Origin of the sequence: Moellerella wisconsensis (assembly GCF_022592395.1) — a bacterium.
In the GTDB taxonomy this organism is placed as follows: Bacteria; Pseudomonadota; Gammaproteobacteria; order Enterobacterales; family Enterobacteriaceae; genus Moellerella; species Moellerella wisconsensis.
Map to the genome: position 1 here is coordinate 503,457 of NZ_CP093242.1, position 20,013 is coordinate 523,469.

The following is a 20,013-nucleotide window of genomic DNA, read 5'->3' on the forward strand; positions in this document are numbered from 1 at the left end:
AGGCGGGGGGCGTCGCTGAAAATAAGTTTTTAATAAAATTTATAGTAGGCGCTTATGGTGACAAAAGAAAGAGATCACGATCACGATCTCTTTACGCTTTTATCCGAAACCAGTGGTTTGTGCTAAATTAATGAAGATTATTTTCTCTGACTGACGACTGGCTGGTGAGATTAATCTTCATCAAATCCGCAGTCGAATAATGCTACAATTGCGGATAACGCTAGTTTTTCATCGGGGCCTGTTACTTCAATATCTATTTTACTGCCTTGTTCTGAGTCTAACATTAGCATTGCAATAACGCTATCAGCCTCAGCTTCAATATGGTTATTATTGCGTAAAATAACCTTAGATTGATATTTTTGCACTAGTTCATACAGCATCATAGCGGGCCGGGCATGCATACCCAGCCGATTTTTAAGGATTATCGATGCATGTACGGTCATTATTTTCGTTTTTCCAGCGTACGATGGCGGGATTGAACGTTTTTCCCTCTCGAACGAAAATAATCCGCTAATTGTTCAGCTACATAGACTGAACGGTGCTTACCCCCGGTACAACCAATCGCTACAGTTAAATAACTGCGGTTATTAGTTTCGAGCATCGGTAACCATAACTCAAGATAGCTGCGCGTTTGGTAAATAAAATTATGTACTTCTGTGTGCCTATCTAAAAATGCCGCGACAGGACGATCTAAACCTGTCATAGGACGTAATTTAGGATCCCAATGGGGATTCGGTAGAAAACGCACATCAAAGACATAATCAGCGTCAATAGGAATACCGTGCTTAAAGCCAAACGACTCGAAGACCATAGTGAGTTCACGCTCACGTTTTCCTAATAAACGCGTTCTGAGCATTTCAGCCAGTTCATGCACTGACATTTCAGATGTATCAATAACCAAATCTGCTCTTGAACGTAGTGGCTCTAATAGATCATTTTCTTCATCAATGGCGCTTTCTAGCGATAAATTTTTGCTCGATAGCGGATGCAGACGACGTGTATCACTGTAACGGCGGATCAATGTATTGCGATCAGCATCTAAAAACAGTAGTTGAGGAGAGAAACTGCTCGGTAGCTTGGTTAATGCTTCTTCAAAAATTTCTGGGTTGTCTGGCATATTGCGCACGTCAATGCTTACCGCCGCAGAAATATTACGATCAGCGAGTGAAGTAGCCAGTTCTGGAAGCAAAACAACCGGCAGGTTATCCACACAATAGAAGCCCATATCTTCCAGCGCACGTAAGGCAACGGATTTCCCCGAACCGGAACGGCCGCTGACAATCATCAGCACCATGAGGTAACTCCCTTTTTAGTTCTTTTAATGGTATTTAAATACCATTATTTATTGAGTAATAATACTGTATAACTCTTCATCGCTGGTTGCTGATCTTAGTCGTCGACAAAGTGTTTTATCGGCAAGTTTTTTCGCAATCAGAGAGAGCGTATGCAAATGTGTCTTGCATTGATCTGATGGCACCAGTAAGGCAAACAGCAAATCAACAGGTTGATTATCAATGGCATCAAAGGCTATTGGCTCTTCAAGATGCAAGAATACACCGACAGCGTCTGAGGCGCATTCTTTGCTTAGCTTTCCGTGTGGAATAGCAATTCCACAGCCAATACCCGTCGTACCTACTTTTTCCCGTGTTAACAGCGCTTCAAAGACGACATTTTCAGGCAACTGTAATTGCACTGACGCCAACTCGCTAATAATTTCTAAGGCTCGTTTTTTACTTTTACAGACAATATTATTGCGCGTACAGGACAAATGCAAAACAGAGCTTAGCGGTATATCTATATCGTTATTCATTTATTTGTTCACTTAGGACTACAAAACCAGATGCGACCCTGCCATCTGGTTTTTTAACCGGTTTAAGCGTATGAAATATAATATTCATACGGTGATATCGGTATTAATGTTGTCTCAATTTTTCTTTATGTTTAGTTAACTGGCGTGACAATTTATCAACCAGCATATCAATTGCGGCATACATATCTGAACTTTCCGCTGAAGCATGGAGGTCAGCGGCATTAACTTGTACGGTTGCTTCTGCAATTTGATTCAATTTTTCGACTTTTAATGTCACTTGGATACCATTAATACGATCGAAGAGTTGCTCCAGTTTTTTGCATTTTTTCTCAACTGTTTCACGTAATGCACTGGTTATTTCAATATTTTGTCCAGTAATTTGAAATTCCATACTATCTTCCTTATATGTTTAATTTAAACCAGTTTTTTACGCTGGTTAGAGGGCGGGATAGATAAAGATTCTCGATACTTAGCGACAGTTCTTCGGGCAACCTGAATACCTTGCTCGGCAAGCATATTAGCCAATTTACTGTCACTGAGTGGCTTGGCTGAGTCTTCTGCGGCCACTAATTTTTTCACCAACGCACGGATTGCCGTTGAAGACGCTTCACCGCCAGTGTCGGTATTGACGTGACTGGAGAAAAAATACTTCAATTCAAAAATACCCTTTGGACTGTGAAGATATTTTTGAGTTGTTACTCGTGATATGGTGGATTCATGCATATCAACTTGATAAGCAATATCCGCAAGCACCATTGGTTTCATATGTTCTTCGCCGAATTCGAAAAATTCTTGTTGCTGCTCAACGATACAAGTTGCTACTTTTAGCAGTGTTTCATTTCGGCTTTCCAGACTTTTTATCAGCCACTTAGCATCCTGTAAATTATTACGAATGTATTGGCTATCATTTTCATTCTGTGGATTTTTAATCATTGCCGCATAATGCTGATTAATACTTAAGCGCGGAATACTGTCGTTATTAAGTTCAACCTGCCAATGGCCGCCGATTTTACTGACTAAAATATCAGGAATAACGTATTCGGATTCGCTAGTATTAATTGATTGTCCCGGCTTCGGATTTAACGACTGGATTAAATCGATGGCAATTTTTAGCTGATCTTCTTTGAGCCGAGTTAATTTAGTTAATTGCCGAAAATCTCTATTAGCTAATAGATCGAGATAATTTTTGATGATAATCCGAGCATCTTTTATTCCCAGAGTTTCATCAGGATACCAAGATAATTGGATTAATAAGCACTCTTTTAAATCACGAGCAGCCACCCCAATGGGGTCAAAATGCTGAATCCGCTTGAGCACTGCGATGACTTCGTCTAGGCCAATATCAGGATTATCAATGCCTTCATGAATTTCTTCTGCGCTCAGCGTTAAGTAGCCAGAGTCGTCAACAGAATCAATAATTGAGGTCGCAATAGCTCGGTCAATTTCACTAAAAGGCGTTAATTCAGCTTGCCACATAAGATAATCTTGCAATGATTGAGTCGTTTCGCCCTGATAAATAGGCAGTTCATCATCACTATAATCATTACGTGTTCCCGAAGGCGTACCGGCAGTATAAATCTCATCCCAGCTAGCATCTAGCGGTAGCTCGTCGGGCATGGCGGCTTTTTCAAGCGCGTCACCAGTATCTATAGCGCTGTCATCATCGTGGTTATAGTCGTCAAGTGACTCGATTTCATCATGGATATCTTCTTGTTCTAACAGGGGGTTAGTTTCTAGTGCCAGTTGAATTTCCTGCTGAAGCTCAAGCGTAGAAAGTTGCAACAAACGAATAGCTTGTTGTAGCTGTGGCGTCATTGCCAATTGCTGACTTAATCTTAGCTGTAAACTTTGCTTCATGAACGAGTGATAATCTCCTTTGATAAGATACAGATAACTTAATATTTACAGTCGGAACCCTTCGCCGAGATACACGCGTTGAACCTGTTCATTGGCTAGGATCTCTTGAGGAGAACCATGGGCGATAAGATGCCCCTGACTCACGATATAGGCTCTCTCACAAACATCAAGTGTTTCGCGAACATTATGATCGGTAATTAATACTCCCAGACCATAGTCTCTTAAATGCTGAATAATTTTTTTAATATCCAGTACCGAAATCGGGTCAACACCAGCAAAGGGCTCATCGAGTAAAATAAATTTAGGATTAGCGGCCAATGCCCGGGCAATTTCAACTCGGCGACGCTCCCCGCCAGATAACGATTGGCCTAAGCTATCACGTAAATGGGTAATACTAAATTCTTCCATCAGTTCATCGGCACGGTCTTTGCGTTGCTCCGAGGTTAAATCATGGCGAATTTCAAGTACCGCCATCAGGTTATCATAGACACTTAGACGACGAAAAATCGACGCTTCTTGCGGTAAATAACCGATACCTCTGCGCGCGCGTTCATGTAGTGGCAGCAGGCTGATATCTTCGTTGTCGATAGTAATGGTGCCTGCGTCGCGCTGAACAATACCGACCACCATATAGAAAGTGGTTGTTTTGCCTGCACCGTTAGGTCCCAATAAGCCTACAATTTCACCTGATTCAACCTTTAAGCTGACATCTTCAACAACTTTGCGCTTTTTATACGCCTTGGCTAAATTTTCTGCGATTAATATTGCCATTGTCTATTATTTACTCTTGCTATTAGCGTTGGGGCCTTTTTCTTGTAACTGAGAGGGCAATAATACGGTAGTAACCCGTTTACCTTTGTCGCTAAATGCTTCCATCTGTTGTGTTGGAACCAAATAAGTGATTTTATCCCCTTTAATGCTGCTATCAAGTTGTTCTAATTGCGCATTCCCAGTTAAAATAACTAGCTCTTTCCCCATCTCATAACGCATTTTTTCGCCGCGTCCTTTGATAGGTTTTCCATCATCTTGCAGTTGATAGAATGTCACTGGATTACCGAAAGCTTCAACCACAATTTGTTTTGCATCGCCGTTAGGACGGGTAACAATAACTTTGTTAGCTTTTATTTCGATTGAACCTTGTTTGATGACAACGTCATCTGTAAATATGGTGATATTTTTTTCTAAATCAAGGGATTGCTTAACAGAGTTAATCGTAATTGGCTGCTGCGTATCTGTTTTCAATGCCATTGCAGGTACACTGAGAGCAAAAATTGCACAAGCAATGGCCCCTTTAATTAAACATTTTTTACCGACTTGGTTCATTCTTTTGCTCTTCATTTTTGGATCTCGTAATGAGTATTAACATCATCAATTAATTCTGCTGTTCTGTTGCGCAGATTACCGCGCATTTTCATTCCGACTGATTTTAGCCCAAGGCCAATAATGGTAACTTTATCTTCGGAAGAAACATCTTGTGTCGTTAAATTAACAATGGCACTTTGTGTTGAAATTCGCTGTATTTGAGAGTCTTTGCTCAGGCTGTCGACTTCAACTTCACCATATAAATACAGCATTTTATCACTAGTCAGTTTGGCTTTCTGCGCCCTAACAGTCCAGGTTGGAATACCTGATTCATTATAAGTCGTCAATACAGGTTTACTGAACCAGGTTATTTTTTCGGCGGTATAATTATCAATTTTATCAGCCACTAATTTATAGGCTAAATCACCCATCGGATTATAGACAAAAGTCACCGACTCATCAGTTTGATAATTAGGCTGGCTATTATCCGCGGACACAGAAACTACCGGTGTTTCGTTGTCGGAAAGATTCCAGCCAATCAAACCAAGAGCAATAATTGCTAAGATAATTATTAACCAAGTTTTTGTTTTGCTCATTCTCGGGTCTGTTCAGTTAAATAGATAATCCTTTTGCTTCTTCTAATTTACCTTGCGCTAGAAGAATCAAATCACATAATTCGCGTACTGCGCCCTTACCGCCAGCAATTTTAGTGACGTAGTCGGCTTTGGGTAATAACAGCGGATGGGCATCAGCAACAGCGACGCCTAAGCCAACTTGTGACATTACTGGCCAGTCAATTAAGTCATCACCAATATAAGCAATTTCTTCAGGTTTAAGCTTCAGTGTATCTAACAGTTCGCGATACGCCAAAAGCTTATCGCTTTGTCCTTGGTAAAGATATGTAATACCGAGGGTTTGAGCGCGATCTTCCAGTAATTTAGCTTGGCGACCAGTAATAATAGCGACTTCAATACCGGAAGTGATTAAACATCGGATACCGTAGCCATCTCGAACATTGAACGCTTTTAGCTCTTCACCTTGATTGCCCATATAAATCAACCCATCGGACATCACGCCATCAACGTCACAAATCAATAACTTGATACGTTGTGCTTGGTGTAAAATATGTTTATCTATCGGGCCATAGCAAGTCGCTACATATTGTGGTTCAGTCATGCTATCTTCTCTGTTAACAAAACGGTTTTTAATTACTCGACGGTTATTTAATATTGGCAATACTATAATTAACAGACTTATTTGCCATCGACGTTAAAGCGACGTTAGATAACACCGGCTTGCAGTAAATCATGCATATGTAATACGCCAACTAATTTATTATCCTCGGCGACTAATACTGAAGTAATATGTTTTGATTGCATCAGGTTTAGCGCTTCAACGGCGAGAATATCCGGAGAAACGCGGATCCCACCAGCTGTCATGACGTCGGTGATTTTGGCATTATTTAAATCGATACCCATATCAAAAATACGGCGTAAATCACCATCAGTAAAAATACCGTTAATTTGCATATTATCATCACAGATAACACACATTCCTAGTTTTTTACGGGTTATTTCTAGCAGTGCTTGGCGTAATGTTGCTGCTTGGGTGACATGAGGAATATCATCACCTGTATTCATTAAATCACGAACTAGCAATAATAGTTTGCGTCCTAGTGCGCCGCCCGGATGAGAAAGGGCAAAATCTTCTGCTGTAAAGCCGCGAGCTTTTAATAGGGCAACCGCTAATGCGTCACCCATGACTAAGGTTGCGGTGGTACTGGTTGTAGGTGCCAATCCCAGAGGGCAAGCTTCTTGCGGTATTTTTATGCATAAATGGATATCAGAATATTTACCCATATTGCTATGTGGATTATTAGTCATGCAGATGAGAGAGACTTGCTGACGTTTTAAGACTGGAATAAGAGATAAAATTTCATTTGATTCCCCCGAATTAGAAATAGCTAACACGATATCGCTGCGGGTTATCATACCAAGATCGCCATGGCTGGCTTCTCCCGGATGAACAAAGAATGAAGGGGTGCCTGTGCTGGCTAGGGTAGCTGCAATTTTTCGCCCGATATGGCCTGATTTCCCCATGCCCATTACCACGACTTTGCCTTTACAGCTAATAATTCGTTCACAAGCACGATCAAAATCGTCATTAATATATTGTTCTAGGTTAGCCAGTCCTTCGCGTTCAATTTGTAGAACCTCTTTGCCTACCTGCTGAAAATTAATTTTTGACATTTTTTCCTACTCTCAGGGGGTTATTTTTATTTAGAAATTGAAAATAGTATCACTAATGTATCTCAGCCTTGTTCGAATAATTACACGGGCTTTTGAAGATTGCAGCATACCGTAAATCAGAAATATACGCTTTAGATTCACGAAAGATTATTATTTAACTATATTAATAACTATATTATCTAACAATACAGTGATTAGCTTAGCACCATAAACTAATCGATATGAGTTAAAAGTAACTATTATTGAATAGTTATTTTAGGTTTTGTTACTCAAAAATATCTTTTGTTAGTCTATTTTTTAATAGCCACACTAATTTCATGCGTTTTTCATGCTGTATTGGTCAGTTTTAATCATTATTAGTTGAGATAAATATTTATTTAACAACGCCCTAGGTGAAAATAAAACAGTTGTAACTTAGAGGGCGAAATAAAAACCAACATTCTGTAACATGCTATTTATAGATAATAAGATTATTATGGCGATAAAATAGACCAGCTCATAAATTCAATTGGATGATGTAAAAGAGTTAGCTGATAAATGAAAGCACAAATAGATAATTTAATTGAAGTGCGCAATATGTCCTTTACTCGCGGTAATCGGAAAATCTTTTCGGAGATCAATCTGACCGTACCGCGAGGAAAAGTTACCGCAATTATGGGGCCGTCTGGAATAGGAAAGACCACGCTGCTGCGTTTGATGGGGGGACAGCTTCGGCCGGAAGAGGGTGAAATTTGGTTTGATGGCGAGAATATTCCTGCGCTATCACGCTCCAAGCTATATCATGCGCGTAAAAAAATGAGCATGTTATTTCAGTCGGGTGCGCTGTTCACGGACATGAATGTCTATGATAACGTGGCTTTTCCCTTGCGTGAGCATACAAAGTTACCTGAATCCTTAATTCATACGACGGTGATGATGAAATTAGAGGCTGTCGGCCTACGCGGTGCGGCGAAATTAATGCCTTCAGAGCTTTCAGGGGGAATGGCTCGCCGTGCGGCGCTTGCTCGCGCGATAGCTCTTGACCCTGAGTTAATTATGTTTGATGAGCCATTTGTTGGTCAAGACCCGATCACGATGGGCGTTTTGGTTAAATTGATTGATGAATTAAATCAATCGCTTGGCGTGACTTGTGTGGTGGTCTCCCATGATGTGCCTGAAGTGCTGAGTATTGCAGATAAAGCGTATATTGTAGCTGAACAGCATGTTATCGCCCAAGGAACCGCTGACGAATTGCAATCAAATACTGATCCGCGAGTGAGACAGTTTATCGATGGTATTGCTGATGGCCCGGTGCCATTTCGTTTTCAGGCTGGGGATTATCTGACAGATTTATTAGGGTAAGTAATATGATAACAAAGGCAATCGCCGCTCTAGGGCGACGCTGGATTAATATAACCGCATCATTTGGACGCGCGGGTTATATGTTATTCAGAGCGCTAATAGGTAAACCAGAATTTGGTAAACAATGGCCTTTATTGGTTAAGCAGCTGTATCACGTAGGCGTTCAATCATTGTTAATCGTGGCCGTATCAGGTTTATTTATTGGTATGGTTTTAGGTTTACAGGGTTATTTAGTGCTGACCACATTTAGCGCCGAAGCCAGTTTGGGCATGATGGTGGCATTGTCACTACTGCGTGAGCTTGGCCCCGTTGTGACCGCGCTATTATTTGCAGGGCGAGCAGGCTCTGCTCTGACCGCTGAAATTGGTTTGATGAAAGCCACTGAGCAAATTTCTAGCTTGGAGATGATGGCTGTTGATCCCTTACGACGAGTTATTGCTCCTCGTTTCTGGGCCGGTTTTATTAGTATGCCATTATTGTCCCTGATTTTTGTTGCGGTGGGGATTTTAGGTGGTTCGATTGTTGGTGTTGATTGGAAAGGCATCGATGAAGGCTTTTTCTGGGCTTCTATGCAATCGGCGGTTGAATGGCGTCATGATTTAATCAACTGCTTTATTAAAAGTGTAGTTTTTGCCATAACAGTTACTTGGATTGCACTGTTCAATGGTTATGATGCGATCCCGACATCAGAAGGGATCAGTCGAGCGACGACGCGTACCGTGGTACATGCCTCGTTGGCGGTATTGGGTTTGGATTTTGTACTTACGGCAATGATGTTTGGGAATTAAGTCATGCAAAGCAAAAAAAGTGAAATTTGGGTTGGATGTTTTATGCTTATCGCATTAGCGGCAATTGTCTTTCTTTGCCTAAAAGTCGCGGATATTCAATCGATTGGTAATAAATCCACTTATCAGATCAATGCTGCTTTTAGCAATGTGGGTGGATTAAAACCGGGCTCTCCGGTACGGGTTGGAGGTGTAGTGGTGGGCCGAGTGGCTGATATTACACTGAATAAACAAACCTATGAGCCAGATGTCAAAATTGATATCTTGAGCGAATATGACAATATTCCAGATACTAGCTCATTATCTATTCGTACCTCGGGTTTATTAGGTGAGCAATATTTAGCCTTAAATATTGGCTTTTACGATGAAGATATGGGCACTGAAATATTAAAAAATGGTGGACGAATTCAAGATACTAAACCCGCTATGGTGCTAGAAGATCTTATAGGACAGTTCCTGTATAAAAGCGGTGACTCTGCAACTCAAGTTGAGAGTAAGTAATCAGTATTCTCCTGAGAATATTAGAGCACATTTTTATATTTTAAATTTTCAGTTGAAAAACTTTATTAAATATTAAGGAATTATGTATGTTTAAACGATTTCTTATGGTGGCATTGCTGGCGATAGCGCCTTTTGCAATGGCTATTGACCAAACGGATCCTTACAAATTAATGGATGAGGCAGCAACAAAGACCTTTACCCGTTTAAAACAAGATCAGCCCCAAATCCGTAAAAATCCAGACTATTTACGTCAAGTGGTACGTGAGGAATTACTGCCATATGTACAAATAAAATACGCGGGTGCGTTGGTGTTAGGAACTTATTATAAAGAGGCGACTCCTGCACAACGAGAAGCTTATTTTCGTGCTTTTGAAGCGTATTTAGAACAGGTTTATGGGCAAGCATTGGCGATGTATAATGGTCAAACATACCAGATAGCCCCTGCGCAGCCTTTAGGAAATAAAACTATTATTGCTATCCGAGTAACCATTGCTGATCCTAATGGACGTCCACCTGTACGTTTAGATTTTCAATGGCGTAAAAATAGCAAAACAGGTTATTGGCAAGCCTATGATATGATCGCCGAAGGTGTCAGTATGATCACGACTAAACAGAATGAATGGTCTGATATTCTGCGTAAAAAAGGTATTGATGGATTGACTGAAGAATTAGAAATTAGCGCTAAAGTGCCGATTACTCTTGATGAGAAGAAGTAATATGACTCAAACCCTTTCTTGGCAACGGCATGATAATATTCAAGGTCATGTTTTGCGTTTAGCCGGTGAACTGGATAGAGAGACTTTATTGGCTTTTTGGCAGCAACGTGAAGCTTTGCTGGTGGATATAGCCGCAATTGATGTTTCTGGGTTGACACGGGTTGATTCAACCGGGTTAGCCATGTTTGTGCGTTTACAAGGCGAATTAAGCGCCGCGGGCCATAAAGTACAGATTACAGGAATTAGCGATAATTTTAATACCTTAATTGAGCTCTATGGTTTAACTGCGCTGATTAACAATTAAGTCAATTTGTGTAAAAAATCACGCCTCTGACTGCTTTTCTGCCTCAGAGGCGTTTTCTTTGGTTTAAGAGTGACGATTAATCTATTAGGATAGTTGGTTATACCCGTTATATTTTATATTGTAGTTGCATTAGTTTGATGCTTATCATCCCAAGATTTAAGCTATCAATAAGTTATCAAAAATAACTTAAATGAATTTATTGGGCTGCCGTCATCTGACATTTTTGCAATTTTGATTATCGATATTGTTTGATCATGAATTGTTTGACCATGAATATTATATTTAGGGTAAATTTATAAAAATTTATACTGAACAATTATTAACCCTTTGGAAAATGAGTGATTATGGATACCAACGAAATTAAACAAGTACTGATGGATGCTCTGGGTCTGGATGAGGTCATCGTTAAAGGTGAGGGTAGCCATTTTCAGGTTATCGTTGTTGGTGCCATGTTTGACGGCATGAGCAGAGTAAAACAACAACAATCTGTTTACGCACCGTTGATGGAATATATCGCTGATAACCGCATTCATGCGCTGACAATTAAAGCCTATACGCCCGAGCAATGGGCGCGTGATAGCAAATTAGGCGGCTTCTGATAGCTAGTCAGCCTAATTTAGAGTGTAGTAATACGGTATCGGTATCAACCTGATACTGTTTGAAAATAATGATGATACGTTTGCCGAGGCGAACCGTCTATTGAATTTGATTGATGAGAATAACTGAATGGACAAGTTCCGAGTACAAGGTCCAACCCAATTATCGGGTGAGGTCAAAATATCTGGCGCAAAAAATGCCGCATTACCGATTATGTTCGCTGCGTTATTGGCCGAAGAACCCGTTGAAATCCAAAATGTACCTGAATTAAAAGATATTGATACGACCATCAAACTGTTAAATCGCCTCGGAACAAAAGTAGAACGTAATGGCTCTATTTTTGTTGATGCGAGTAACGTTAATCAATTTTGTGCGCCGTATGAGTTAGTAAAAACAATGCGCGCATCTATTTGGGCGCTTGGTCCATTAGTCGCTCGTTTTGGGCAAGGGCAAGTCTCTTTACCAGGTGGTTGTGCTATCGGTGCTCGTCCTGTTGATTTACATATTTCTGGATTAGAGCAATTAGGCGCGAAAATCGTACTGGAAGAAGGCTATGTTAAAGCGACAGTTGATGGTCGCTTGAAAGGCGCGGCTATTGTTATGGATAAAGTCAGTGTTGGTGCGACTGTTACCATTATGACTGCCGCCACGTTAGCAGAAGGTACGACCATCATTGAAAATGCTGCACGTGAGCCAGAAATTGAAGATACGGCAAATTTCTTAAATACGCTCGGCGCCAAAATTAGTGGTGCAGGCACTGATCGCATTGTTATTGAAGGTGTTGAGCGTCTGGGTGGCGGTACTTATCGTGTATTGCCTGATAGAATTGAAACCGGCACATTCTTAATTGCAGCGGCGGTTTCTCGTGGCAAAGTGATTTGCCGTAATGCTCGCCCAAATACCCTCGATGCCGTATTGGCTAAATTGCGTGAAGCCGGGGCGAAAATTGAGACTGGAGAAGATTGGATTAGCTTAGATATGGAAGGTCGGCGTCCAAAAGCGGTTACCTTGCGTACTGCTCCACATCCGGGATTCCCTACTGATATGCAAGCACAATTTAGCTTATTGAATTTGGTTGCTGAAGGTGTAGGTATAATCACAGAAACTATTTTTGAAAACCGTTTTATGCATATCCCTGAATTAATTCGTATGGGAGCTCATGCTGAAATTGAGAGTAACACGGTAGTATGTCATGGCGTAGAAAAACTGACTGCCGCGCAAGTGATGGCAACAGATTTACGCGCATCAGCTAGCTTGGTGCTTGCGGGCTGTATCGCGGAAGGGACGACTACGGTCGAGCGTATTTATCATATTGATCGCGGTTATGAGCATATTGAAGATAAATTACGCGGCTTAGGTGCCAACATTGAACGTATTAAATCAGATGAAGAATAATTGATTCTGAGATGATTGAATCTTCTTTGTATTGCCGAAAGGATTAAAATTAAATGGGGCGATGAGTTAATCTTAATTGCCCCATTTCGTGGTCAGGTTATTTTTAATCAATCAAGGTGTTTCATCGGTCACTTCTTCGATAATCACATCAATAGTCATCATTTCACCGTCACGTAAAATCTGTACGGGGACTTTACTGCCGGGACGAATTTCTGCCACTAAATCCATCGTTTCTGCTGCAGATATTGCGGGTTTTCCTTCGACAGCAAGAATGATATCACCTTGTTTAATTCCGGCTTTTTCTGCTGGGCCATCATGACTTACCTGAAAAACACGCAGCCCTTTAATTTGATTTATATTATTGTTATTTGAGCGGATTTGCGGCAACTCGCGCGAAGTAATTCCGATATAACCACGTACAACGCGACCATCACGGATCAATTTATCCATAATTTTGGTGGCAAGAGGTGCAGGGATCGCGAAACTTAACCCTTCAGTTGATAGCCCATTACCGGCATTAAACGATAATGTATTGATACCGACTAGCTCGCCTTCAGTATTAATCAGCGCGCCGCCAGAGTTACCTGAATTTATTGAGGCATCAGTCTGTAAGAAATTTTGTCGCCGAGTAGAGCTAAGGCCGACCCGTCCAGTAGCGCTGATAATTCCTTGAGTGACGGTTTGTCCCAAATTATACGGATTTCCTATCGCCAAGACGACATCGCCAACGCGAGTTGTGCGTTGGGGATTAATTGGAATAACCGGTAAATTTTCAGCATCAATTTTTAATACGGCTAAATCTGTCAGAGGATCTGAACCGACAAGCAGTGCATCGAAAATCGAACCATCTTGCAGAGCAACAAGTATTTGATCTGGGTTATCTACGACATGTTTATTGGTAATAATATAGCCATTGGCGTTCATAATAACACCAGAGCCTAATGAATTGAGTTCACGCCCAGATTGAGAAATACTGCCTTTTGCGCTGCTGTAGACATAAACGACGGAAGGTGCGGCGATCCGTACCGCTTTATTATAGCTAACTGGTTCATTATCCGATTTGCCATACAGCAAATTGGTAATCCCTTGAGGACGCAGAGTAGGCACCGCAATAATAATAATTGCGGCAGCAATAATGCCTAATAGCGCTGCACGGATTAACTTTTTAACCATAAGCTGAGTAACAATATTTATCAAAGAAGATAGGAATAGCAGGAGAATAGCATAAATAAAAACAGACACAGTAGATAACTGTGTCTGTTTTGCGCAAAAATAATAATTATTGCTAGCGTTGGTTATTTTCTGAACAGCAAATAGAGCGTCTCATCACCACGTAGAACTTTCATTGCCAATACGGGCGGTTTGCTATCAATAATTTTACGGAACTGCTCAATGGTCTCGACGCGAGCGTCATTTACACCAAAGATTAAGTCACCTTTCTCCAACCCGATCATTGCTGCCGGTGATTTGGCTGCAATGCTGTCAACTTTTACGCCACGAGTATTGCTGATGGTGGCATTAGATAAGGTTGCGCCCAACAGTGATTCAGTTAATTTTTCGGCTTTAGTGCTGTTACCTTCGCCATTTTCTAACACGACTTTTACGTCTATTGGTTTGCCATTACGCAGCAAGCCAATAGTAATTTCTTTACCGATTTCGCTGGTACCAATTTTGGCTCTTAATTCAGCAAAGCTATTGATGCGCTTACCATCGACAGATATCAGGATGTCACCGGATTTAATTCCAGCTTTAGCTGCGGAGGATTTAGGCATAACTTCACTGACAAAGGCTCCACGCTGAGCATCAATTTTGAACGCTTTAGCAATATCAGAACTCATTTCAGTGCCTTTAATACCCAGCAATCCACGTTTGACTTCACCGTGTTTAATTAATTGATCACTAAGGTTTTTAGCCATATTACTTGGAATAGCGAAGCCGATCCCAATATTACCGCCGCCCGGTGCTAGAATTGCGGTATTAATCCCAATTAATTCACCGTTTAGGTTTACTAGCGCACCACCAGAGTTACCACGGTTAATTGAGGCATCAGTCTGGATAAAGTTCTCTAAGCCTTCAAGATTTAATCCACTGCGGCCTAGCGCAGAAATAATTCCTGAGGTTGCTGTTTGGCCTAATCCAAATGGATTACCCACAGCGACAGCAAAATCACCGACGCGTAATTTATCGGAGTCTGCCATTTTAATTTGTGATAAATCTTTGATATCTTTGTTATTTATTATTTTTAATAGTGCGATGTCAGTTTGTCTATCTTGCCCTATTAGCTTAACATCGATTTCTCGACCATCATTTAGTTGAATTTGGATTTTATCCGCACCATCAATAACATGATTATTGGTTAATATATAACCTTGACTCGCATCAATAATAACCCCTGAACCTAGCCCTTCAAATGGACGTACATTTTGTTGCGGTGCAGGAAAATTAGGACCAAAAAATGGTTTTAACTCTTCTGGGATCTGTTGGCTTTGAACCCGTGTACCAGAAACATGTACGCTAACAACCGCAGGCAATACTTTTTCTAGCATGGGTGCAAGGCTTGGCAATTCTTGACTTTGCGATGTGGCAGGAATTGCAGCGCTACTGACGGCCGGAAGCGTGGCTAATGATAAACTAAGACTCATCGCTAATGCGGTCAGAAAGAAATTTTTTCTTTTCATAATTAGGTTAATTCTCTCAAGACTAAAGGATAATTAAGGGTTAAATTTATTCTGTTGGATAAAGTGCTTCGCTTGATTCAGTGACATACAGAATTAAGCTAAATCTAGCGAGATGACAGATATGGATATTATGACTGTAGATTATGGGGAAAAGTTCAATTAGCGGATAGCGGGATTGGTCTTTTTTACACGTATTTACATGCATTTAATTTGAATAAAGATAATTATGCACTGGCAAACAATAAGTTTGCCAGTTATGTATAAAGGTAATTATTTTTCTTTTTCGTCCATAGGGCGGAATAATCCAGAAGCACCTTCAGAATAATCTCTTGGCGGCATTTTTACTGGGGCTTGATCATTATCAGCTTCAGATTCGGTGAGGCGATAATTAAATGGATTGTCTTGCTCTGGCATATCAGACATTAGTTCCGATGAACTTTTAGCCATGTGCTGATAAAGCTGACGATAATCACGAGCCATATTATCGAGTAATTCCGCGCTGCGAGCAAAATGACCAACGAGCTCTTTACGGTATTCTTCGAGTTCCTCATTTTTCTTTTCTAGCTCAACCTGCATTGTTTTTTGCTGGCGAATTTTACTATTACCGTATCGCACGACTAGCGCGCCGATAATGAAACCAATAACTAATCCAATTAGTGCATATTCCCAAGTCATACAGGCTCCTTCGTTCACATCATTATTGTTCGCAGAATTTAAGCTTAGTTCCCATTACTATATACTATAAATAGTTCGAGTTGCAGCAAGATGGCAAACGAAGATCTCCAAATTAGCATATTTTATTACTGATTTGGATTACTGAGAACAGCCAGCATATCTGCATCTTGAAGTATGACGAGTATACCTGTTAATGTCGAAAGAGTGGAATACAAAGGCATATTGATAAACTTTATTTAACCTTTGATGCGACATTATATTACCTCGGCGGTGACTTTATCGGCTTATTTGTGCGTTAATTGAGAGTTAATCGACCCGAATATGAGAGCGGCGCTAGCAAAGTTAATTGAATCACAAACTTGGTTATATTTAGCGCAGTGTACAGCAAATAGCGGCTCTAATGCCGTGATAATTTAAGGATTATTCAGTTAATGTTGTCAACCACCCCTCTGACGCTTTATCAGCAATCGCTTGATGCAGGTGATTATCAGCCGGATGATGTCCAGCGTAAAACTGTCGAACGTTTGGATAAGATTTATCATCAGCTGATTGAACGAACTAAGAATAATCAGCCGGAGAAATCTTTGGGATTTAAACAGCGATTGGGAAAATTATTAAATAAAAAGACCCAATCAGCTATCCCTCCGGTGCAAGGATTATATCTATGGGGCGGAGTGGGGCGAGGTAAAACGTGGTTGATGGACATGTTTTATCAAAGCTTACCCATAGAACGAAAACTTCGTTTGCATTTTCATCGATTTATTCAGCGGGTACAACAAGAGCTGATTGCTCAGCAAGGGAAAGAAAATCCATTAGAAATCATTGCTGATGGCTTCAAAGCCCAAGCGGACGTGGTGTGCTTCGATGAATTTTTCGTATCCGATATTACCGATGCGATGATTTTAGGTACCTTATTTGAAGCATTATTTGCGCGTGGGATCACGTTAATCGCTACTTCAAATATCCCCCCGGATGAGCTGTACCGCAATGGATTACAGCGCGCCCGTTTTTTACCGGCGATAGAACAAATAAAAAAACATTGTGAAATTATGAATGTTGATGCCGGAATTGATTATCGATTAAGAACCTTAACTCAAGCACATTTGTATCTTACCCCGTTATCTGAGCAAAATCGTCAGCAACTAAATACGATGTTTGTGCGTTTAGCCGGCAAAAAAGCCGAGGCTAATCCAATTTTAGTAGTAAATCATCGCCAAATGCCCGCTCTTTATTCAGCAGATGGTGTATTAGCGATTACTTTTAACGTATTATGTGAAGATCCACGCAGTCAGAATGACTATATTTTTCTTTCCACCTGCTATCACACGGTGTTGCTCTACGATGTTCCTATGATGGGGTCATCGAATGAAAGCGCAGCGCGACGTTTTTTAGCATTGGTGGATGAATTTTATGAACGAAAAGTAAAATTGATTATCAATGCGCAGGTTGCCATGGAACAATTGTACCAAGGGCAATTATTGCAATTTGAATATCAACGTTGTCTTTCTCGTTTGCAGGAAATGCAGAGTGAGGACTATCTAAAAGTTCCGCATTTGGCATAATTTGGAATGGCGCGGATATTGTCATAAAACGATTTCTTTGTGCGATTGCTAATGCGATTTGCCTATAGAAGTCAGTTGAATTGACAAACTTTGTGTATATTTCATTCATCTTTTTTGAGATGATTTTGGTGAAATAGAAAAAAAATGCTTTTGGGGTCGATTTTTATGATTAACTTCTCTATAATCTTGCGACCCCACGTTACAGCGATGTTTTTTATTTCCCAAAAAATATCGCATTAGTGCCGGCATAGGCTGCTCGAAGGGGTAGGTTTGCTGGACAAGCGTCGTGTGAACCTCGAAAAAGTTTATGGACATGAGTGTTCACCAACATGTAACTTCAATATTGGGTAAGCTTTAATGAAAACTTTTACAGCTAAACCAGAGACGGTAAAACGTGACTGGTACGTTGTTGATGCAGATGGCAAAACATTAGGCCGTCTTGCAACTGAAATTGCTAGTCGTCTGCGCGGCAAGCACAAAGCGGAATATACTCCGCACGTTGATACTGGCGATTACATTATCGTTCTTAACGCAGAAAAAGTTGCTGTAACCGGCAAAAAGCGCGAAGACAAAATCTACTATCGCCATACTGGCCATGTAGGTGGTATCAAGCAAGCAACCTTCGAAGAGATGATTGCTCGTAGTCCTGAGCGTGTGATTGAAATCGCGGTTAAAGGCATGCTGCCAAAAGGTCCTCTGGGTCGTGCTATGTACCGTAAACTAAAAGTTTACGCAGGTAACGAGCACAACCACGCGGCGCAGCAACCGCAAGTTCTTGACATTTAATCGGGATTATAGGTAATGGCTGAAAATCAATACTACGGCACTGGTCGCCGCAAAAGCTCTTCCGCTCGCGTCTTTATTAAGCCTGGTAGCGGTACTATCACAATCAACCAACGCACTTTAGAACAATACTTTGGTCGCGAAACTGCGCGCATGGTCGTTCGTCAGCCGCTGGAATTGGTTGAGATGTTAGGTAAACTGGATCTGTACATCACTGTTAAAGGTGGTGGTATTTCAGGTCAGGCAGGCGCAATCCGTCACGGTATCACCCGTGCACTGATGGCTTATGATGAGACTCTACGTTCAGATCTGCGTAAAGCTGGTTTTGTTACCCGTGATGCGCGTTCTGTTGAGCGTAAGAAAGTGGGTCTACGCAAAGCACGTCGTCGTCCACAGTTCTCCAAACGTTAATTTATTGCCCTTGTGGCAGAGAATTAATGATAAAACCCGTCACTATGGCGGGTTTTTTATTTTTATTAGAAAAACTTTAGAGTTAAATTCAAGGATATAATCCTGAATATCACATCACAGTAGTTTTTATTAGCTGATAAAATCGAATATTTTGGTTATTTTCGATATTTAATCACGATTTTTCAACATCCACCCCCCTAAACTACGCAAAATCTGCTAAACTAGAGCTCTGCTTTTTGTTTTTTATTTCTCGCATCAACTTGGCGAGAGGGTTGTGCGAGCTTTCAATATGGAAAATTGAACTTTAGCACAGAGAACTTTAAAGCGGATGAACGGGTTGAAATAATAATTCTGTTATTTCAGCAAAGTTATTCTGCTTTTATAAAATTTGGAGGTTTTCATGGCTGTCGCTGCCAACAAACGTTCGGTAATGACATTATTTTCAGGCCCAACCGACATTTTTAGCCATCAGGTACGTATTGTGCTGGCAGAGAAAGGGGTGAGCGTAGAAATTGAACATGTAGAACATGATCATCTACCACAGGATCTTATTGATTTAAACCCGTACCAGAGCGTACCAACATTAGTTGATCGTGATCTGACTCTGTACGATCCGCGTATCATTATGGAATACCTCGATGAACGTTTTCCTCATCCGCCATTGATGCCTGTGTATCCAGTCGCGCGTGGTAACAGTCGTTTATTAATGCATCGCATTGAAAAAGACTGGTATTCATTGATGAATAAAATTGAAAAAGGTACGGCACAAGAAGCACAAGCTGCGCGTAAACAACTGGCTGAAGAATTGATTGCTATCTCTCCGGTATTCAATGAAATGCCTTTCTTTATGAGCGATGAGTTCAGTTTGGTTGATTGCTATTTGGCTCCGCTATTATGGCGTTTACCGGTTCTCGGTGTTGAGTTGCATTTAGCTAGCAGCAAACATTTACAAGTTTATATGCAGCGTGTCTTTGAACGTGATGCATTCTTGGCATCAATGACTGAAGCTGAGCGTGAAATGCGCCTTCCAGCAAGAGGTTAGTAATA

24 protein-coding genes are annotated in these 20,013 nt (G+C 40.9%); 11 read left to right on the plus strand and 13 right to left on the minus strand.

From position 1 onward, the window contains the following. Positions 1-170: 170 nt before the first annotated feature. From npr to kdsD, 10 genes are all read right to left on the minus strand, one after another. The gene (gene npr, locus MNY66_RS02095) at positions 171-443 is read right to left on the minus strand and encodes a PTS phosphocarrier protein NPr (protein WP_241501336.1); all 273 of its coding nucleotides are present in this window, start codon (positions 441-443) and stop codon (positions 171-173) included. After that, complete coding sequence (gene rapZ, locus MNY66_RS02100) at positions 443-1,294, minus strand: RNase adapter RapZ (protein ID WP_047255231.1); 852 nt, start codon at positions 1,292-1,294, stop codon at positions 443-445. Before rapZ ends, npr begins: the two co-directional genes overlap by 1 nt. A gap of 48 nt (positions 1,295-1,342) precedes the next feature. Beyond that, positions 1,343-1,810: a PTS IIA-like nitrogen regulatory protein PtsN gene (ptsN, locus tag MNY66_RS02105; protein ID WP_047255230.1), complete on the minus strand. Its 468-nt coding sequence runs from the start codon at positions 1,808-1,810 to the stop codon at positions 1,343-1,345. Between the two features lie 103 nt (positions 1,811-1,913). Then, positions 1,914-2,201: a ribosome hibernation promoting factor gene (gene hpf / locus MNY66_RS02110; protein ID WP_241501337.1), complete on the minus strand. Its 288-nt coding sequence runs from the start codon at positions 2,199-2,201 to the stop codon at positions 1,914-1,916. A gap of 23 nt (positions 2,202-2,224) precedes the next feature. Next, complete coding sequence (gene rpoN, locus MNY66_RS02115) at positions 2,225-3,667, minus strand: RNA polymerase factor sigma-54 (RefSeq protein ID WP_241501338.1); 1,443 nt, start codon at positions 3,665-3,667, stop codon at positions 2,225-2,227. Between the two features lie 45 nt (positions 3,668-3,712). Next, positions 3,713-4,438 (minus strand): LPS export ABC transporter ATP-binding protein, encoded by a 726-nt coding sequence (gene lptB / locus MNY66_RS02120; RefSeq protein WP_047255227.1) that lies wholly within the window; start codon positions 4,436-4,438, stop codon positions 3,713-3,715. A gap of 6 nt (positions 4,439-4,444) precedes the next feature. Beyond that, complete coding sequence (gene lptA, locus MNY66_RS02125) at positions 4,445-4,990, minus strand: lipopolysaccharide ABC transporter substrate-binding protein LptA (protein WP_047255226.1); 546 nt, start codon at positions 4,988-4,990, stop codon at positions 4,445-4,447. An 11-nt stretch (positions 4,991-5,001) separates the two neighbouring features. Beyond that, positions 5,002-5,565 (minus strand): LPS export ABC transporter periplasmic protein LptC, encoded by a 564-nt coding sequence (gene lptC, locus MNY66_RS02130; protein ID WP_047255225.1) that lies wholly within the window; start codon positions 5,563-5,565, stop codon positions 5,002-5,004. A 16-nt stretch (positions 5,566-5,581) separates the two neighbouring features. Beyond that, positions 5,582-6,145 carry a 3-deoxy-manno-octulosonate-8-phosphatase KdsC gene (gene kdsC, locus MNY66_RS02135; protein WP_047255224.1) on the minus strand — a complete coding sequence of 188 codons (564 nt, stop codon included), beginning with the start codon at positions 6,143-6,145 and terminating at the stop codon, positions 5,582-5,584. A gap of 104 nt (positions 6,146-6,249) precedes the next feature. Then, complete coding sequence (gene kdsD / locus MNY66_RS02140) at positions 6,250-7,218, minus strand: arabinose-5-phosphate isomerase KdsD (protein WP_047255223.1); 969 nt, start codon at positions 7,216-7,218, stop codon at positions 6,250-6,252. A 537-nt stretch (positions 7,219-7,755) separates the two neighbouring features. Between kdsD and mlaF the strand changes: the two genes are divergently transcribed. From mlaF to murA, 7 genes are all read left to right on the plus strand, one after another. After that, entirely contained in the window at positions 7,756-8,559 is an 804-nt protein-coding gene (gene mlaF, locus MNY66_RS02145; protein ID WP_047255222.1) for a phospholipid ABC transporter ATP-binding protein MlaF, read from the plus strand. A gap of 5 nt (positions 8,560-8,564) precedes the next feature. Beyond that, positions 8,565-9,347 (plus strand): lipid asymmetry maintenance ABC transporter permease subunit MlaE, encoded by a 783-nt coding sequence (gene mlaE / locus MNY66_RS02150; protein WP_053906974.1) that lies wholly within the window; start codon positions 8,565-8,567, stop codon positions 9,345-9,347. Between the two features lie 3 nt (positions 9,348-9,350). Next, on the plus strand, positions 9,351-9,845 hold the full coding sequence (mlaD, locus tag MNY66_RS02155; RefSeq protein WP_047255220.1) for an outer membrane lipid asymmetry maintenance protein MlaD: 495 nt from the start codon (positions 9,351-9,353) through the stop codon (positions 9,843-9,845). An 86-nt stretch (positions 9,846-9,931) separates the two neighbouring features. Next, positions 9,932-10,561 (plus strand): phospholipid-binding protein MlaC, encoded by a 630-nt coding sequence (mlaC, locus tag MNY66_RS02160; protein ID WP_047255219.1) that lies wholly within the window; start codon positions 9,932-9,934, stop codon positions 10,559-10,561. A 1-nt stretch (position 10,562) separates the two neighbouring features. Continuing rightward, complete coding sequence (mlaB, locus tag MNY66_RS02165; RefSeq protein WP_047255218.1) at positions 10,563-10,865, plus strand: lipid asymmetry maintenance protein MlaB; 303 nt, start codon at positions 10,563-10,565, stop codon at positions 10,863-10,865. Positions 10,866-11,209: 344 nt separating this feature from the next. Further along, entirely contained in the window at positions 11,210-11,464 is a 255-nt protein-coding gene (ibaG, locus tag MNY66_RS02170) for a BolA family iron metabolism protein IbaG (protein WP_047255217.1), read from the plus strand. Positions 11,465-11,591: 127 nt separating this feature from the next. Further along, positions 11,592-12,857: a UDP-N-acetylglucosamine 1-carboxyvinyltransferase gene (gene murA / locus MNY66_RS02175; RefSeq protein ID WP_047255216.1), complete on the plus strand. Its 1,266-nt coding sequence runs from the start codon at positions 11,592-11,594 to the stop codon at positions 12,855-12,857. A gap of 111 nt (positions 12,858-12,968) precedes the next feature. Here murA and degS read toward each other — a convergent pair whose 3' ends face one another. From degS to zapG, 3 genes are all read right to left on the minus strand, one after another. Further along, complete coding sequence (gene degS / locus MNY66_RS02180) at positions 12,969-14,030, minus strand: outer membrane-stress sensor serine endopeptidase DegS (protein ID WP_047255265.1); 1,062 nt, start codon at positions 14,028-14,030, stop codon at positions 12,969-12,971. 122 nt (positions 14,031-14,152) lie between these two features. Further along, entirely contained in the window at positions 14,153-15,535 is a 1,383-nt protein-coding gene (locus MNY66_RS02185) for a Do family serine endopeptidase (protein ID WP_047255215.1), read from the minus strand. 270 nt (positions 15,536-15,805) lie between these two features. Continuing rightward, entirely contained in the window at positions 15,806-16,210 is a 405-nt protein-coding gene (zapG, locus tag MNY66_RS02190) for a Z-ring associated protein ZapG (RefSeq protein WP_047255214.1), read from the minus strand. 431 nt (positions 16,211-16,641) lie between these two features. Between zapG and zapE the strand changes: the two genes are divergently transcribed. From zapE to sspA, 4 genes are all read left to right on the plus strand, one after another. Beyond that, a complete protein-coding gene (zapE, locus tag MNY66_RS02195; RefSeq protein ID WP_241501339.1) occupies positions 16,642-17,772 on the plus strand; it encodes a cell division protein ZapE in 1,131 nt (376 codons plus the stop codon). Positions 17,773-18,129: 357 nt separating this feature from the next. Continuing rightward, positions 18,130-18,558: a 50S ribosomal protein L13 gene (gene rplM / locus MNY66_RS02200; protein ID WP_047255212.1), complete on the plus strand. Its 429-nt coding sequence runs from the start codon at positions 18,130-18,132 to the stop codon at positions 18,556-18,558. A 15-nt stretch (positions 18,559-18,573) separates the two neighbouring features. Then, the gene (gene rpsI / locus MNY66_RS02205; protein WP_047255211.1) at positions 18,574-18,966 is read left to right on the plus strand and encodes a 30S ribosomal protein S9; all 393 of its coding nucleotides are present in this window, start codon (positions 18,574-18,576) and stop codon (positions 18,964-18,966) included. Between the two features lie 400 nt (positions 18,967-19,366). After that, entirely contained in the window at positions 19,367-20,008 is a 642-nt protein-coding gene (gene sspA, locus MNY66_RS02210; RefSeq protein ID WP_047255210.1) for a stringent starvation protein SspA, read from the plus strand. The last annotated feature ends 5 nt before the right edge of the window (positions 20,009-20,013 follow it).

Excerpts from the sequence above, each read along its gene's own strand:
- npr (WP_241501336.1), bottom strand. The coding sequence starts at position 443 with ATGACCGTACATGCATCGATAATCCTTAAAAATCGGCTGGGTATGCAT.
- kdsD (WP_047255223.1), bottom strand. The coding sequence starts at position 7,218 with ATGTCAAAAATTAATTTTCAGCAGGTAGGCAAAGAGGTTCTACAAATT.
- kdsC (WP_047255224.1), bottom strand. The coding sequence starts at position 6,145 with ATGACTGAACCACAATATGTAGCGACTTGCTATGGCCCGATAGATAAA.
- rpoN (WP_241501338.1), bottom strand. The coding sequence starts at position 3,667 with ATGAAGCAAAGTTTACAGCTAAGATTAAGTCAGCAATTGGCAATGACG.
- ptsN (WP_047255230.1), bottom strand. The coding sequence starts at position 1,810 with ATGAATAACGATATAGATATACCGCTAAGCTCTGTTTTGCATTTGTCC.
- hpf (WP_241501337.1), bottom strand. The coding sequence starts at position 2,201 with ATGGAATTTCAAATTACTGGACAAAATATTGAAATAACCAGTGCATTA.
- rplM (WP_047255212.1), top strand. The coding sequence starts at position 18,130 with ATGAAAACTTTTACAGCTAAACCAGAGACGGTAAAACGTGACTGGTAC.
- MNY66_RS02185 (WP_047255215.1), bottom strand. The coding sequence starts at position 15,535 with ATGAAAAGAAAAAATTTCTTTCTGACCGCATTAGCGATGAGTCTTAGT.
- mlaE (WP_053906974.1), top strand. The coding sequence starts at position 8,565 with ATGATAACAAAGGCAATCGCCGCTCTAGGGCGACGCTGGATTAATATA.
- lptC (WP_047255225.1), bottom strand. The coding sequence starts at position 5,565 with ATGAGCAAAACAAAAACTTGGTTAATAATTATCTTAGCAATTATTGCT.
- degS (WP_047255265.1), bottom strand. The coding sequence starts at position 14,030 with ATGGTTAAAAAGTTAATCCGTGCAGCGCTATTAGGCATTATTGCTGCC.
- ibaG (WP_047255217.1), top strand. The coding sequence starts at position 11,210 with ATGGATACCAACGAAATTAAACAAGTACTGATGGATGCTCTGGGTCTG.
- zapE (WP_241501339.1), top strand. The coding sequence starts at position 16,642 with ATGTTGTCAACCACCCCTCTGACGCTTTATCAGCAATCGCTTGATGCA.
- mlaF (WP_047255222.1), top strand. The coding sequence starts at position 7,756 with ATGAAAGCACAAATAGATAATTTAATTGAAGTGCGCAATATGTCCTTT.
- zapG (WP_047255214.1), bottom strand. The coding sequence starts at position 16,210 with ATGACTTGGGAATATGCACTAATTGGATTAGTTATTGGTTTCATTATC.
- mlaB (WP_047255218.1), top strand. The coding sequence starts at position 10,563 with ATGACTCAAACCCTTTCTTGGCAACGGCATGATAATATTCAAGGTCAT.
- murA (WP_047255216.1), top strand. The coding sequence starts at position 11,592 with ATGGACAAGTTCCGAGTACAAGGTCCAACCCAATTATCGGGTGAGGTC.
- lptA (WP_047255226.1), bottom strand. The coding sequence starts at position 4,990 with ATGAACCAAGTCGGTAAAAAATGTTTAATTAAAGGGGCCATTGCTTGT.
- sspA (WP_047255210.1), top strand. The coding sequence starts at position 19,367 with ATGGCTGTCGCTGCCAACAAACGTTCGGTAATGACATTATTTTCAGGC.
- rpsI (WP_047255211.1), top strand. The coding sequence starts at position 18,574 with ATGGCTGAAAATCAATACTACGGCACTGGTCGCCGCAAAAGCTCTTCC.
- mlaD (WP_047255220.1), top strand. The coding sequence starts at position 9,351 with ATGCAAAGCAAAAAAAGTGAAATTTGGGTTGGATGTTTTATGCTTATC.
- rapZ (WP_047255231.1), bottom strand. The coding sequence starts at position 1,294 with ATGGTGCTGATGATTGTCAGCGGCCGTTCCGGTTCGGGGAAATCCGTT.
- mlaC (WP_047255219.1), top strand. The coding sequence starts at position 9,932 with ATGTTTAAACGATTTCTTATGGTGGCATTGCTGGCGATAGCGCCTTTT.
- lptB (WP_047255227.1), bottom strand. The coding sequence starts at position 4,438 with ATGGCAATATTAATCGCAGAAAATTTAGCCAAGGCGTATAAAAAGCGC.